Origin of the sequence: Prevotella sp. S7 MS 2 (assembly GCF_000762865.1) — a bacterium.
Lineage (GTDB): Bacteria > Bacteroidota > Bacteroidia > Bacteroidales > Bacteroidaceae > Prevotella.
The window spans coordinates 1-14,757 of the sequence record NZ_JRPT01000062.1; the positions used below are offsets into that span (position 1 = coordinate 1).

The 14,757-nt window shown below is 43.3% G+C and carries 10 protein-coding genes; 4 read left to right on the forward strand and 6 right to left on the reverse strand.

Features of this window, described 5'->3' with window-relative positions; all coding sequences use genetic code 11:
* Window positions 1-21: 21 nt before the first annotated feature.
* Both HMPREF0671_RS09625 and recJ read right to left on the reverse strand, forming a co-directional pair.
* Window positions 22-1,929 carry an ATP-dependent DNA helicase RecQ gene (locus HMPREF0671_RS09625; protein ID WP_036899979.1) on the reverse strand — a complete coding sequence of 636 codons (1,908 nt, stop codon included), beginning with the start codon at window positions 1,927-1,929 and terminating at the stop codon, window positions 22-24.
* 13 nt (window positions 1,930-1,942) lie between these two features.
* Window positions 1,943-3,673: a single-stranded-DNA-specific exonuclease RecJ gene (recJ, locus tag HMPREF0671_RS09630; protein ID WP_036899980.1), complete on the reverse strand. Its 1,731-nt coding sequence runs from the start codon at window positions 3,671-3,673 to the stop codon at window positions 1,943-1,945.
* 585 nt (window positions 3,674-4,258) lie between these two features.
* Between recJ and HMPREF0671_RS09635 the strand changes: the two genes are divergently transcribed.
* A complete protein-coding gene (locus tag HMPREF0671_RS09635; protein WP_036899981.1) occupies window positions 4,259-6,685 on the forward strand; it encodes an FAD-dependent oxidoreductase in 2,427 nt (808 codons plus the stop codon).
* Between the two features lie 8 nt (window positions 6,686-6,693).
* Complete coding sequence (locus tag HMPREF0671_RS09640; protein ID WP_036899982.1) at window positions 6,694-7,050, forward strand: MarR family winged helix-turn-helix transcriptional regulator; 357 nt, start codon at window positions 6,694-6,696, stop codon at window positions 7,048-7,050.
* A gap of 93 nt (window positions 7,051-7,143) precedes the next feature.
* Here the strand turns inward: HMPREF0671_RS09640 and HMPREF0671_RS09645 are convergent, their stop codons facing one another.
* Both HMPREF0671_RS09645 and HMPREF0671_RS09650 read right to left on the reverse strand, forming a co-directional pair.
* Complete coding sequence (locus HMPREF0671_RS09645; RefSeq protein WP_036899983.1) at window positions 7,144-8,349, reverse strand: aminopeptidase C; 1,206 nt, start codon at window positions 8,347-8,349, stop codon at window positions 7,144-7,146.
* 68 nt (window positions 8,350-8,417) lie between these two features.
* On the reverse strand, window positions 8,418-9,818 hold the full coding sequence (locus HMPREF0671_RS09650; RefSeq protein WP_036899984.1) for an aminopeptidase P family protein: 1,401 nt from the start codon (window positions 9,816-9,818) through the stop codon (window positions 8,418-8,420).
* 108 nt (window positions 9,819-9,926) lie between these two features.
* Here HMPREF0671_RS09650 and HMPREF0671_RS09655 point away from each other — a divergent pair, with 108 nt between their 5' ends.
* A complete protein-coding gene (locus HMPREF0671_RS09655; protein WP_036899986.1) occupies window positions 9,927-10,769 on the forward strand; it encodes a patatin family protein in 843 nt (280 codons plus the stop codon).
* 5 nt (window positions 10,770-10,774) lie between these two features.
* Here the strand turns inward: HMPREF0671_RS09655 and trmD are convergent, their stop codons facing one another.
* Complete coding sequence (trmD, locus tag HMPREF0671_RS09660) at window positions 10,775-11,455, reverse strand: tRNA (guanosine(37)-N1)-methyltransferase TrmD (protein ID WP_036899988.1); 681 nt, start codon at window positions 11,453-11,455, stop codon at window positions 10,775-10,777.
* A gap of 160 nt (window positions 11,456-11,615) precedes the next feature.
* On the opposite strand from trmD, the gene HMPREF0671_RS09665 reads away from it, so the two are divergent.
* The gene (locus tag HMPREF0671_RS09665; protein ID WP_036899990.1) at window positions 11,616-12,359 is read left to right on the forward strand and encodes a DUF5020 family protein; all 744 of its coding nucleotides are present in this window, start codon (window positions 11,616-11,618) and stop codon (window positions 12,357-12,359) included.
* A gap of 53 nt (window positions 12,360-12,412) precedes the next feature.
* On the opposite strand, the gene ligA is transcribed toward HMPREF0671_RS09665, so the two are convergent.
* Window positions 12,413-14,386, reverse strand: a complete 1,974-nt coding sequence (gene ligA, locus HMPREF0671_RS09670; protein ID WP_036899993.1) for an NAD-dependent DNA ligase LigA — start codon at window positions 14,384-14,386, stop codon at window positions 12,413-12,415.
* Window positions 14,387-14,757 lie beyond the last annotated feature (371 nt).

Consider the following 14,757-nt stretch of genomic DNA (forward strand, 5'->3'; position numbering starts at 1 on the left):
TTTTTATTTTGTATAAATGGTCTATTTTGCTTTGATTAAGAAATTTCCATCCATTCTAATATCTTCTTCGGCCAGCAAATCTTCCAATGCATTGTCCAGTTGTTGCTCTGGGATAATGAGTTTTTTGAGTTCGGTAATATGATGTTTTTCTCCATCACTAAGTAATTCCAATATACCGTTTCGAGCCAGTTGGATACTTTGTTCGGTATTATTTTTGGGGTCGTGAGCCAGACATACGTCACAATGTTCACAGTCTGTAGATCGCTTCTCACCGAAATAAGCCAGCAACTGTCTGCTTCTGCAAACTTCATCGTTCTTTGCATACGCAATGACGGCATCTATCCGTTTACTGAATTGCTCTTTCCTATCCTCGTAAATTTCCTTACTTAGTACAACTCTTTCACCATCTTCCCTGTCTCGTGTGTACACGATGAAAGGAGTCTTGCGCCTAGGGATGAAGTGTAGAATGTGTCGGTGGCTAAGATTTTTGAGTATTAAATATATTTGTTCTTGTGTGAGTCCGGCTTGTTGGGCAAGCAAACCTTCGTCTATATACATATAGTCGGAGAACAAACCACCGTAATTTCTTAGCAGTGCGGTAATGACATTCTCTTCATCCTCTGTCGTTTGTTCCAGTCGATAAAGCGAGTTTCTCTCCAATAAAAACATGACTCTGGCTCTCGCATCAGGTTCCATTTCGTATTCCAAATAGCCTGCTCGTTGTAATATATGCAAGGCGGCGTCTGTCGGAACAGGGAAATGTTTGAACGTACGGCAGAATTTATCTATCTCAAATGTAAAAGTATGGCCGGCTCCACTGCCCACTGCCAGTTGGAAATAGTAGGCAAGATGCTCGTAGACCTTGCGTACATAGTCTTTCTCGGGAAAGTTATCGTTGATGCGTTTGCTCAGTTTTCTCGTGTCACTATCGTTGTAAAGCAATACGGCATAGGCTCTTTGTCCATCTCTACCTGCACGTCCGGCTTCTTGAAAGTAGGCTTCTATTGAGTCCGGACAATCTATATGTATCACCACGCGCACATCGGGTTTGTCTATTCCCATACCGAAAGCGTTGGTCGCCACCATCACTCTGTATTCGTTGTTTTGCCATGCTGTCTGCCGAATGTCTTTGGTATAAGCTTCTAATCCTGCGTGGTAGAATGTGGCACTTAGTCCATTCGCGTCAAGCAATTCGGCAGTTTCTTTGCAGCGTTTGCGGCTTCTTACATACACGATGGCGCTTCCCTGAACCGATTTTAAGATGTGTATGAGTTCCGCATATTTGTCGGATGCTGTTCGAACAACGTAAACCAAGTTCTTCCGTTCAAAGCTCATGCGGAATACATTCGGCCTTTTAAATTCTAATTGTTGTTGAATATCGTCTACCACATTGGGTGTAGCCGTGGCTGTGAGTGCCAAGATGGGGACTTGAGGTTTCAGCTTCCGTATATCCGAAATCCGCAGATATGCCGGTCGGAAGTCGTATCCCCATTGGCTGATACAATGAGCTTCGTCTACAGTAATGAAACTTACGTTGATTCGTTTGAGCTTTGCTTGGAAGAGTTCTGAGCCTATTCGTTCGGGAGAGACGTACAGTATCTTGATTCCCCCGAAGATAGCATTCTCTAAAGTCTTGATAATTTCATGGCGGGTCATTCCCGAATAGATGGCGGCAGCTCGGATATTGCGTTCTAGCAAATGCTCCACTTGATCTTTCATGAGAGCTATAAGGGGAGTGATAACGATGCATACACCCTCCATAGCTATAGCCGGAACTTGGAATGTAAGCGATTTTCCGCCACCAGTAGGCATCAAACCAAGTGTATCCTGTCCTTCACCGATGCTTTCAATGATTTGTCGTTGAATGCCGCGAAAGTCAGGATACCCCCAGTATTGACGTAAAATATCAGTATATTTGTCTGTTGGCAAGTGACGAATATAGTTAGATTGTTTCCTTATAGTCAGGTCTGATGTCTTCTATTTGAAGCTGAACCTGATTGCGTTTAAATACATTATCCTCAATAGTATAGGCTATGTCAAAGCTCCGTTTGCTCTTGATGTAGCGTGAAGATGCACTCTGTCCGAATGCTATACCGTTGACTACGTTGCTGGATTGTGAGTCTACCAATTCCAACTTGATATGTTCCTGTTCGCGACCGACAACTTTACTCGTACCGTAGTCGTACACACCACAGGTACAGAACAATGGTTTCTGATTGCCGGGACCGAACGGAGAGAATTTCTTGAGGTCGGTATGCAGATGACGAGTGATGTCTTTGAAGTCTATTTTGGCATCAATATCGAGTATAGCCTCGGTCTGTTCCGGTTCGATATGTTCTTCTACAAACTCTTGGAAACGGCGACGGAATTCTGGAATATCATCCCATCTCATGGTCAATCCAGCCGCATATGTATGTCCTCCGAAGTTGGTCAAGAGATCTCGGCAATGCTTGATAGCTGCATAGACATCAAATCCCGCAACGCTTCGTGCCGACCCTGTGGCTAAGTCACCATCGCGTGTGAGCACCACCGTAGGGCGATAATAGATTTCTGTTAGTCGGGATGCAACGATGCCGATGACGCCTTTTTTCCAATTTTCATCATAGAGAACGATGGATGAATGATGCTTCTGACTTTCCAACTTTGACACGATTTGGTTGGCTTCTTCGGTCATTTGCTTGTCAATATCCTTGCGTTGCTCGTTGTATTCGTCTATATGTTTCGACTTTTCCAAGGCTACGCTGTAGTTCTTCTCAACCAATAAATCTACACTCTCTTTACCACTTTCCATACGCCCAGAGGCATTGATACGTGGGCCGATTTTGAAAATGATGTCGCTCATGGAGATATCTCGACCGCTCAGTCCGCATATATCTATAATGGCTTTTAACCCGATACTTGGATTTTGGTTGAGTTGTTTGAGTCCATGATAAGCCAGAATACGGTTTTCTTCGACTACGGGAACGATGTCGGCAGCTATCGAAACAGCACAGAAATCGAGTAGGGGAATGAGCATGGAGAATGGCAGGCCATTGTTTTTTGCCCATCCCTGCATAAACTTGAAGCCTACACAGCATCCGCAAAGTTCTTTAAAGGGATAGCTATCGTCTGGTCTTTTCGGATTGAGAATGGCCACTGCGTCGGGCATAGTTTCATCTGGGACGTGGTGGTCGCAAATAATGAAGTCGATACCTAGGCTTTTGGCATAGGCAATCTCCTCAATTGCCTTGATACCGCAATCAAGTATGATAATGAGTTTTACACCTGTTTCCTTGGCGTAGTCTATTCCCTTTTTACTCAATCCATACCCTTCGTCATAGCGATCGGGAATGTAATAGTCGATGTTAGAATAGAATTGCTGTAGAAACTTGTACACCAATGCTACGGCTGTACAGCCGTCAACGTCGTAATCACCGTATACCAAGATACGCTCTTTATGCCCCATCGCATCATTAAGACGGTCGACGGCCACGTCCATATCTTTCATGATGAAGGGATTGATTAAGTCGGCTAGTTGCGGACGGAAGAACCTTTTTGCTGCAGATTCCGTCGTTATGCCACGCTTAATCAGCAGTTGAGCTAGGATAGGGCTCATATTGAGCTTTCCCCCTAAGTCTTTAGCTGCTTGTATTTCGTCTGGTGTAGGTGATTCGTAATTCCATTTGAAATGCATTTATATCGTTTTTATTTTCTTCGTTTAAGGTGCCGTGAGAATCACGGAAGAACGGTTTTATTTTCACAAAAGGGAAAACCGTGTTCAAAGATACTAAATAATTACGAAATACATACAAAAGAATGCGAGATTATGAATGGTTTTTTGAAACTCTATAACTCATTACTTTTCATTTTTTATAGCTAACTCTTCAATTCCTGCAAGGGCTTTGCAGCATTTTTGAAGAGGCCGAACAGCGATGTTGAAGAGCCTAGGCAGTAGTTTTGCCGAGGTTGTGCAGAAAGTTGGGATTTTATGTTTTTGAGTTTGTTAGTTTATGAGTTGATGTATAAACTTGTGGTATTTGGAGTTTATGAATTATTGAGTCATGGTATTATTATGCCTCATATTTACAGATAAAAGTATTATGTAGACTCATATAGAAGTAAAGTGTATGTCTGAAAAGAATGCTTATTGATATTTGGGAAAAGTTTTTTATATAGTTAATATAAATATTTTCCATAGGAAATTTGTTTTGTTGGATAATATAATTTATCTTTGCAAAAATTTCCAAAGGAAAATAATTTATAAGCAAAAGAATAAGATATGAAACATTTAATCATTGGTGGTGTTGCTGGAGGAGCGACTGCTGCAGCGCGTATCAGGCGAGCAGACGAGCTTGCAGAGATCGTTTTGATAGAAAAAGGCCCACATATTTCGTACGCAAATTGTGGATTACCATATTATATAGGTGGTACGATAGCCGAGCGTGAGAAGTTGTTTGTACGAACGCCTGAGTCTTTTGGGCGTCGTTTTGCCATTGATGTTCGTGTGGAAAATGAAGCTGTTGGTATTGATACAGAGGGTAAGACGGTGACTATACGCCGTAAAGATGGAAGCGAATATACAGAGTCGTACGATAAGTTATTGCTTTCTCCGGGTTCTTCACCTGTGCGCCCGCCATTGCAAGGTATTAATTTAGATGGTATTTTTACTTTGCGTAATGTGGAGGATACCGACCGTATTAAGCAATATATCGACTCACATTGTGTTAAACAAGCAGTGGTTGTAGGTGGCGGATTTATCGGTTTGGAGATGGCAGAAAACTTGCATCATGTCGGTGCTGAGGTCTCTATCGTAGAGATGGGGAATCAGGTAATGGCTCCTGTTGACTTCTCTATAGCTTCGCATGTGCATCGTGAATTGATGAACAAGGGTGTGAATCTCTATTTGAACAAAGGTGTGGAGCACTTTGAGAAGGAAGGTGACGGCCTGAAAGTGTTCTTTAATACCGGTGAGAGTATCTATGCGGACATCGTTTTACTGTCTATTGGGGTGCGTGCTAATACACAATTGGCTCAGCAAGCAGGTATTGAATTGGGTGAACGTGGTATTAAAGTGGACGAATATCTAGAGACTTCGGCTAAGGATGTGTATGCTGTGGGTGATGCGATTGAGTTTGTTCATCCGTTGACCGGGCAACCTTGGCTTAACTTTTTGGCTAATCCGGCCAATCGACAGGGCAGGATAGTGGCTGATAACATGGTCATGGGTAATGTGCAATCGTACGAGGGAGCCATAGGAACATCCATTGCTAAGGTATTTGATTTGGCAGTTGGTTCTACGGGATTGGCTGCCAAAAGACTGAAACAGTTGGGTATACCGTATCAGAGTAGTACAACTATTTCTGCAGTTCATGCGGGTTATTATCCTAATTCGTTCCAGTTGACTACCAAATTAACTTTTGACCCTGAGACCGGGAAGCTCTATGGGGCACAGTGTGTAGGCAGTGAGGGAGTGGATAAACGTATCGACCAGTTGTCGATTATCATTAAGAATGGGGGCACGGTGGCCGATCTTACCCGTTTGGAACATGCATATGCTCCTCCTTTCTCATCGGCTAAAGACCCTATTGCCATTGCTGGTTATGCAGCAAATAATATTGTGAGTGGGGCGATGAAGGTGCTGACATGGCGTGAACTGAATGCGCTAGACCGTGATTATATAACCCTTGTTGATGTACGAACAGCTGTCGAGCACGAAATAGGAAGTATAGAAAGAGCTATCAACATCCCTGTAGACGACCTTCGTGAACGTATTAGCGAGATACCCACCAATAAACCGGTTGTTGTTTTCTGTGCTGTAGGCTTGCGTGGTTACCTAGCTCAGCGCATATTATTGGGTCGTGGATTCACGGATGTACGAAATCTGTCGGGTGGATATAAGACTTATAGTTTGGCAACGCAAGAAATCAAAAATAAAAAGAAGATGGTTACTACTTCAAAAGAGACTGTGGATACAGTCGCAGATATATTACGTGTGGACGCATGTGGATTGCAATGTCCCGGTCCGATACTCAAATTAAAGAAGGCAATGGATAATTTGGAAGAAGGACAGAGCCTACAGGTGAAAGCCACCGATGCCGGTTTCCCGGCTGATGCTGAAGCTTGGTGTGCCACAACAGGCAATTCATTGGAACAAAGTGATAGCAAAGATGGCTTCCATACCGTTACAATTCGTAAGGGAAGAGTATCGGCTCCTACAGCAGATGCGCCTGTTATAGAGAAGAATAAGACGCTTATTATGTTTAGCGACGATCTAGATAAGGCTTTGGCTACATTTGTTTTGGCTAACGGTGCTGCTGCCACTGGGCATCAAGTAAGTATCTTCTTCACATTCTGGGGGCTGAATCTGCTCAAGAAAGAGCATAAACCTGCTGTCAAAAAAGATATTTTTGGTCGTATGTTCTCATGGATGTTGCCATCTAGTTCTCGCAGTTTGAGTCTGTCTAAAATGAGTCTGTTGGGTATCGGTGACCGCATGATGAGACACATCATGAAGCAGAAGAACATCTATTCTCTCGAAGAAATGAGACAGCAAGCGTTGGATAATGGAGTGGAGTTTATTGCTTGTCAGATGTCTATGGATATGATGGGCATTAAGAAAGAAGAACTCCTTGATGAAGTAAACATAGGTGGTGTGGCTACTTATATGGAGCGTGCCGAACATGCAAATGTGAACTTGTTTATCTAAAAGAACTTATGGACAAACAGAAAATTTGCCGTATTCGCAATGTTTATCGTGCAATTATGGCACTGGAAAACGAGTTTCAGGAGGCTTACAATGTAAATATCAATGAAGCGATGTTGCTTTGTACATTGCGGGATTGTAGTGGTATGACGTCGGGAGAGATTGCCGAACAGCTTGGTTTGACTCCTTCCAATACCTCAAAAGTGATAACATCGGTTGAGAAGAAAGCATTAATCAAGCGGAAACTAGACAAAGCGGATAAGCGACAAATGCACTTTGCCCTTACTTCAAAGGGTGAGACACTCATTGAATCAATGCATTGTAGCGAGATAAAGTTACCAAACGTTTTAAGCAATATCGTTAGTTAAGTTGTTGCTTTTGCTTATATAGCAAGGTGTGGGAAATAAAAAAGGAAGACCATTTGGTCTTCCTTTTTATGTTTTATAGTCTAAAATATTTTTTTAGAGTTTCAGTTTCTTACGAATATCTTGGGGTACTGCATTCTTATTTACCATGAAATCCATTGTCTTATAAGCTACGAATGCCTTAGACATATACCAGATTCCCTTGTAATCTCCAGTCTCTCCCCAAGAGTTTTTAACCATGTAATACTCCTTACCGTTTTGGTCTTTGGCGATACCGAAGATGTGCATGCCGTGGTCATCGGTCGTTTCCCAATTGTCAAATGCCTCTTGACGCATCTTTTGAGTGGGTACTACTTCGGGTGCTGAGATACCTAATGAGTCTACAACATCACGCTTCTTTGACTTAGTAAACTTCAACCAGCGGTCTGCATCGGTGCCACTCATGTCGCGAACACGCTCCATATTGTAAGCCAAACCAAGTCCGCTGCGTGTGAAACCATCCTCTGATACATCGCCACCCCAAGCTACTGTGTAGCCATTGTTGATGGCATTGTCGATGATTCTACAAAGATCATCAATAGGAACGTTCCAACTTAATGGCCAGCGCCAGTTGTCTTGAACCTCTACTGCGAACTGTGTCCACATGGGATGATGGGTATAACTGGTGAAAGTTACGTAGTCGTCCCAGTTCAATCCGAGGCTTGCTGCGAAAGATTGGGGAGTATAACTCTTGCCTTCATACATGAATTTTTCGGGGCATTTGCCTAGATATGCGTCCAAAATACCTTGCAATCCACTCTTCCAAGCAGTCGATAATTTATTGTTCTTATTCTTTGCTACACTCTCAACATAGGGAGTCATCACCGAGAAAAGCTCAGAGAAATTAGCTAAAGAGTCACCATATAGAGTGCCGGGGAGAGGCATTGCATTCTCAGGAACGATGCCGTAGTGCTGTATACAGTACAAAGGATCGAATGCACTACCACCTTGTGAGAACGATACATCGCCGTGCATTCTCACAGCCATAGTCGCTCTATCCATGTAAGTCTTATTAGCTACGAACATTTCACAGAGGTCGTAGGTCTTTCCACTCTTCTTTAATATCTCGCTTTCAAAGAAGCTTAAGGTTGAATAATCCCAACATGTGCCGCTTCGGCTTTGGTTCTTAATGCTGGTAATCTTATTTTCTTTAACTACAGTGAAGACTGGTTTGTTCTTGTTCTCTTTGCTTGTTTTGCTGTCTTCGGCATTTGCTGTTGTGCCTACCAAGGCTAACAGTGCCATTATTAATACTTTTTTCATCGAAATTAAAGTGTCTTTATTGTTGATAAAATCAATCTTATAAATTGTACTCTATATTGTTTTTATGTTTAATTCTCTGCCATAAAAGCCTCTATATCCTTTGGGTGATAGGGGATACGATCTTTTCCTAAGAAGCGACAACCGTCTTTCGTGATGAGTACATCGTCCTCAATACGGATACCACCGAAATCTTTATAGCTTTCCAACTTGTCGAAGTTGAGGAATTCTTTGCAATGTCCACTGGCCTTCCAACTATCAATAAGTGCAGGAATAAAGTAGATTCCCGGCTCATCGGTCACCACAAATCCTTCTTGTAGACGGCGTCCCATGCGTAGACAATTGGTTCCGAATTGCTCTAAATTAGGGCGTGCCTCTTCGTCAAAACCTACGTTTATTTGGTCAAGAGCTTCCATATCATGAACGTCCATGCCCATCATGTGACCTAAACCGTGGGGTAAGAACATGGCATGTGCACCTGCTGCCACCGCTTCATCAACGTCTCCTTTCATCAAACCAAGCTCTTTGAGGCGCTCGGTCATGAGTCTACATACTGCAAAATGAACATCTGCATACTTCACACCGGGCTTAGCTACTTCTAAAGCGTAGTCATGACAAGCCTCCACAATAGAATAAATCTCTAATTGTTTCTGCGTAAACTTGCCGTTAACCGGCATTGTTCGGGTGTTATCGGAGCAATAGTTGTTGATAGTTTCGGCTCCGGCGTCGCATAATGCAAGTCGTCCTGACTCCAAAATAGCCATAGATGGGCTGCCATGCATGATTTCTCCGTGCTGCGTAAATATCGTGGGAAAGCTCACCATGGCACCATGCGAGTTGGCAATACCGTCTACTTGACCGCCTACAAACTTCTCTGTGACACCCGGTTTTGTGAGTCTCATAGCCGTGGTGTGCATCTTATACCCGATGACAGCGGCACGTTCCAGTTCTTCTATCTCCTGTTCTTCCTTGGTAGAACGCATCTTTACGACTGCTTGAATCAAAGTCATGGATGCCGATTCTTTCTGTTGTACAGGATGAATACCTAACAAATCAAATATCTGAAGTTTGATGTCGTAGCGATAGGGAGGCAAGAAATGGATGGTACGATGCTGACGCATGGCCTCATTACAGATAGTCTTGAGACTTTTCATAGGTGCAGTCTGGCTGATACCTACTTGTGCTGCCATATCTGAAACACTGTCTACGCTTCCAAACCATACAATATCTTCGATGTCAATATCATTACCTACCAAGGTTTCAGTATCGTTGTCAACATCAATAACACCCACTAAACCGTCTCTATTCTGTCCGAAATAATACAGGAAAGAAGAGTCTTGGCGGAATGGATGATACCCATTGTTAGGGAAATTGCAAGGAGATTCGTTATTGCCAAATAGAATAATAATGCCCGATTTCACCAGTTTCTTAAGCTCATCACGGCGTCGTATATATGTATCTTTATTGAACATGTATCTCGAATTTTGTAGATTTGCTTGCAAAGTTACGCATTTTTTACTACAATAACGTTATCTTTGCAATGAAAATAAAGGAATAAGTAAGAAATTGAAACAGCTAGTATGTTAATTAATCGAAATACAGGACTAGTACTGGAAGGTGGTGGTATGCGTGGCGTATTTACGAGCGGAGTGCTCGATGCGTTCATGAAACACGGCTTATATTTTCATTATGTGGTGGCAGTATCGGCCGGTGCGTGCAATGGGATGTCGTATATGAGTCGTCAACCGCGTCGTGCCAGAATCTCGAATATCGATTATTTGGCTCGTTATGATTACATTGGTATTCGACATTTAGTAACACAAGGCTGCATCTTTGATAGGGATCTGCTCTATGATAGATTTCCTAAGCAACTGCTACCTTTTGATTTCGACACTTTCTTTCACTCCTCCAATATATTCGAAATGGTCACGACCAACTGTCATACTGGCCTTCCCATGTATTTGAGTGAAACGCATGACCGACAAAGATTACTTGATATAGTGCGTGCTTCAAGCAGTTTGCCTTATGTGAGTAGGATAGTTTCGGTTGACGGAATCCCTATGCTTGATGGTGGAATTGTCGATTCTATCCCCGTGATGCGTGCTATGGAAACCGGACATCATACCAATGTAGCCATCCTTACGCGTAATAAAGGATGGCGAGATGATGGAAAAGACCGCAAAGTACCGAAGTTTATATACAAGAACTATCCACGTTTACGCGTGGTATTGAGCCGTAGGCATATCCTATATAATCAACAATTGGATATGGTGGATGCCTTGGAAGCATCCGGACAATTGCTTTGTATCCGTCCCGAACGGCCTTTGGAAGTGGGGCGAATTGAAAAAGATATCAATAAACTGGAGCGACTTTACGAGGAAGGATTTACGCTTGGGGAGCAGTTTTGTCAAACTTATGCTTGACAAAACTATTTCTTTTTCAGTAAATCAGGGCGTAGCTGTTTGGTTCGTTCCAGCGACATATCTAGTTCCCATTGCTTAATTTTAGCTTCATTTCCACTGAGTAGAATCTCCGGAACCTTCCATCCTTTGTAGTTGGCAGGCCTTGTATAGATGGGCGCAGCAAGCAAATCGTCTTGGAAACAATCGTTCAATGCACTTTGGTCGTCGCTGATTGCGCCCGGCAGAAGGCGTACAATAGCATCCGTTATCACCGCAGCTGCTAGCTCACCACCCGTCAATACATAGTCTCCAATACTGATTTCGCGCGTAATCAAATGGTCACGGACACGTTGGTCAATACCTTTGTAATGACCACAGAGGATAATCAGGTTGCCTTTCATACTGAGGTCGTTAGCCACATGTTGGTTGAATTGCTCACCATCGGGGCTGGTGAAGATTACTTCATCGTAATCTCGCTCGGCTTTTAGCGCTGAGATGCAACGGTCTATGGGTTCACATTGCATTACCATACCGGCAAAACCACCGTATGGATAATCGTCTACACGCCTCCATTTATCAAGCGTATAGTCGCGCAGATTGTGCAAATGAATCTCTACGAGGTTATTCTTTTGTGCTCTGGCAAGAATAGATTCATTGACGAATCCTTCTAGCATTTCGGGTAATACGGTGATAATGTCTATTCTCATGGCTGCAAAGTTAGTGATTTTTCTTTGTTTTTTCTTTGCTATGCTCGTCGAAGTGATAGATTCATAAGGTTTTCTTATCTTTTTGATACTTTTATATCAGAAGAGTGAAATGTTTTATATAATTTTGCAAAAAATAGTAATCAAACGTATAAAACAACTTATGAAAAAGCATCTTCTTGTGGCCATTTTTTCAATGGCCGGTGTTCTTGGTGGATTTGCACAGAACGTTCAGCTCCATTATGATTTAGGTCATTCACTCTACAAGGAACTTTCTAATCGTCCAAGTGTGACTACAACGGTTGAAATGTTTAAGCCCGATAGATGGGGTAGTACTTTCTTATTCACCGATATAGACTATCAGCGAGACGGTGTTGCAGGTGCATATTGGGAGATTGCACGCGAGTTTAATGTGTCGAAAAATAAGCAGTGGGCTGCACATATAGAATATAATGGTGGCTTGTCTAGCAACGAAGACACTTGGAATGCAGTTCGTTTCCAGCATGCAGTGTTGTTTGGTGGAGCTTGGAATTGGCATAGTGCCGATTTCTCTAAGACGTTCTCTATCCAAGCCATGTACAAATATTATTTCAAGAATCGTCATTTTAATGCACGTCCGTTCAGTGGTTTTCAGTTAACAGAGGTTTGGGGACTCACCTTTGCACAAGGTCTTTGCACTTTCAGTGGCTTCTGTGATGTTTGGTACGACCCCAATGTGAAGGGTAAATTGATTTTCTTGACAGAACCACAATTCTGGTTCAATCTCAATACATTGAAAGGAATGAAAGATGTTAACTTGAGTTTGGGTTCAGAGGTAGAGGTTTCTAACAACTTTGTTTGGAACACGAAAGGGCAAAACAATAAGTTCTATGCCATCCCTACCATCGCTGCTAAGTGGACATTCTAATTAGAAAAAGATAGCAATATCCATGCCCTCCCCAATCTGGGAGGGCATTTTTATTATCCAAACTTTTCCAAAAAATCGTCCTCCGATAGGATTGGAATACCTAGTTGTTGGGCCTTTTGGTTCTTGCCCGATGTAGAATTAACGTCGTTGTTAATCAAGTAGTTGGTCGATTTGCTAATGCTTCCCGTCATCTTTCCGCCTTGACTTTCGATGTAAGCCTTCAGTTCGTTGCGAATTTTATAATGGTGTAAGTCCCCCGTAACGACGAAAGTCAAGTCCTTACATTTTTCTCCAGTGGTCTCTTGTCGTTCTTGTGTGATGGTGAGCTCGGCTATTAGATGCCTCACAATTGTCTGATTCTCTTCTTCCTTCATCCAATTTACGAACGAAGCCGACTTTTCCGGACCTATTCCATCAATACTCGCGAAGTGGTCGGTAGCCTCCGTTTCTATGGCTGTGGAGATAAGGTCGTCCAACTCGTATGCGTTGAGTAGGCGTTTACATACATCTTGTCCCACCATCGGAATGGTTAGTGCGTAGAGCAAACGACGTGCTTCTACGGTACGAGTTCGCTCTATCGATTTCAGAATATTGTCTACCGATTTGACGCCAAATCCTTCCAATACCGACATTTCCCGCCTATGTTCAGCTAAATGATAGAGGTCGGCATACTCCTTAACCCATCCTAGATTGATGAATTTTGCCACAGTTTGTTCCGAGATACCATCAATATTCAGCCCTTCTTTTGATACTAAACGAGCAAATTTTTTGAGTTGTTTCGCCGGACATTGGGCATTGGTGCAGTGTAAAGTCTTTGTCCCGCTGCTCTCACTAGTTACCACTTCAGTGGCGTAATGGCATACCGGACAGTCGCACGGAATCTCAAATGCTCCCACAGCTTGTGACACTTGAATGACTTTCGGAATAATTTTATTGGCTTTGATGACCGAAAGTACACTCCCCGGACCGCCGATTCCCAATCTCTCGCACTCGCTGATATTGCATAGCGATGCTCTTTTCACGGTGGTACCCTCTAGCTCTACTGGTTTAAACACGGCTACCGGTGAGATTGTACTGGCCGCACACGACCATTCGATGTGGTCTAATTCTGTTGTAGCAGCTTCGTCCTGCCATTTGAAAGCATATCCGGCGCGTGTGGCATGATGGCCGGTTACCGAACCGGTTGAGGCATATTCTGTATCATCGAAAGTAATAACGAGGCCATCAACTGGATATGGGCACTGTTTGTCAGTCACCTTTTCCGTCCATTGTTCGATAACGTTCTCTACGTTTTCCAGTGTCGGTGTGTTGATGACTTCGCGCTCTACAGAGCTGAATCCCAACCGGTCGAGCATTGCCATACGTTCTCCCCACGATGTGACGTCTTTATCACAATATACTAGCGTGAACGGTTTCCACTGTATATGGCGTAGTTTTACCTCCTCCGGGTCTTTAAGTGTGAGCGAGCCGGAAGCCAGATTGCGCGGGTTGGCGTATTCCTCTTCTGCCTCCATATTGAATTGTTCGAAGTCTTCATACGAGATAACAGCTTCTCCACGAATTACGATATGTCCCCCTGCTTGAATCTTTGATGGTATCCCATTGATGGCATTGGCCAAATGAGTGATGTTGGTACCGATGTGACCATTGCCACGTGTCACCACCTTTGTGAGTTTTCCGTCATCGTATGTCACCACAAGTGTCAGGCCGTCGAGCTTCCATGAAATCCAGATAGGGCGCATCTCTGCCCATTTTACCAAGTCTTGAGGCTGTTTGGTCTTTGCCAATGACAGCGCAGAGAACTCGTGTTCTTCTTTCTGTCCGGTGATATTGTCTTCCGAAACTTTATTTGTCGGGCTGCCGGGAAGTATTTCTCCCGTCTCTTCCTCCATCTTTTTCAGTTGGTCGAACATGGCGTCCCACTCGTAATCGGTCATGAGTTCACCTTGTCCGTTGTAATATGCTTCCGATGCTTGGTTGAGTTTATCTATCAACTCCTGCATTTGTATGGTCTTGTCGTTGCTCATCTTATTGATATATGGTGGCTCAAAGATAATTGAAAACAATTAAATAAGCAAATAACCTCATTACTAATTACCATCTTCTTTGCTTTTTAACCTTAATTCCGCAACACTATTATAACTTAAAATTTTTAAGTACCTGAGCAACAAAAAGCTCTTGCTTTGGCAAGCGGCAGAGCCGAGCGGCAATAAGGGCAAGATCCTCAAGAAGGAAGGCGTCACCGAGAAGGGCTGCCTCTTCTTGCCCTTTCCCGGATGGAACCAAGGCTTTGATGGTGGCCAAGCTGCCGCTTCTCATGGAGGTGGGAGGACGGTGCGGTGGCTAAGCTCTACCCCGGCGGGGCAAAACAGCAGTGCGAAACGCAATCCGCGCCTGC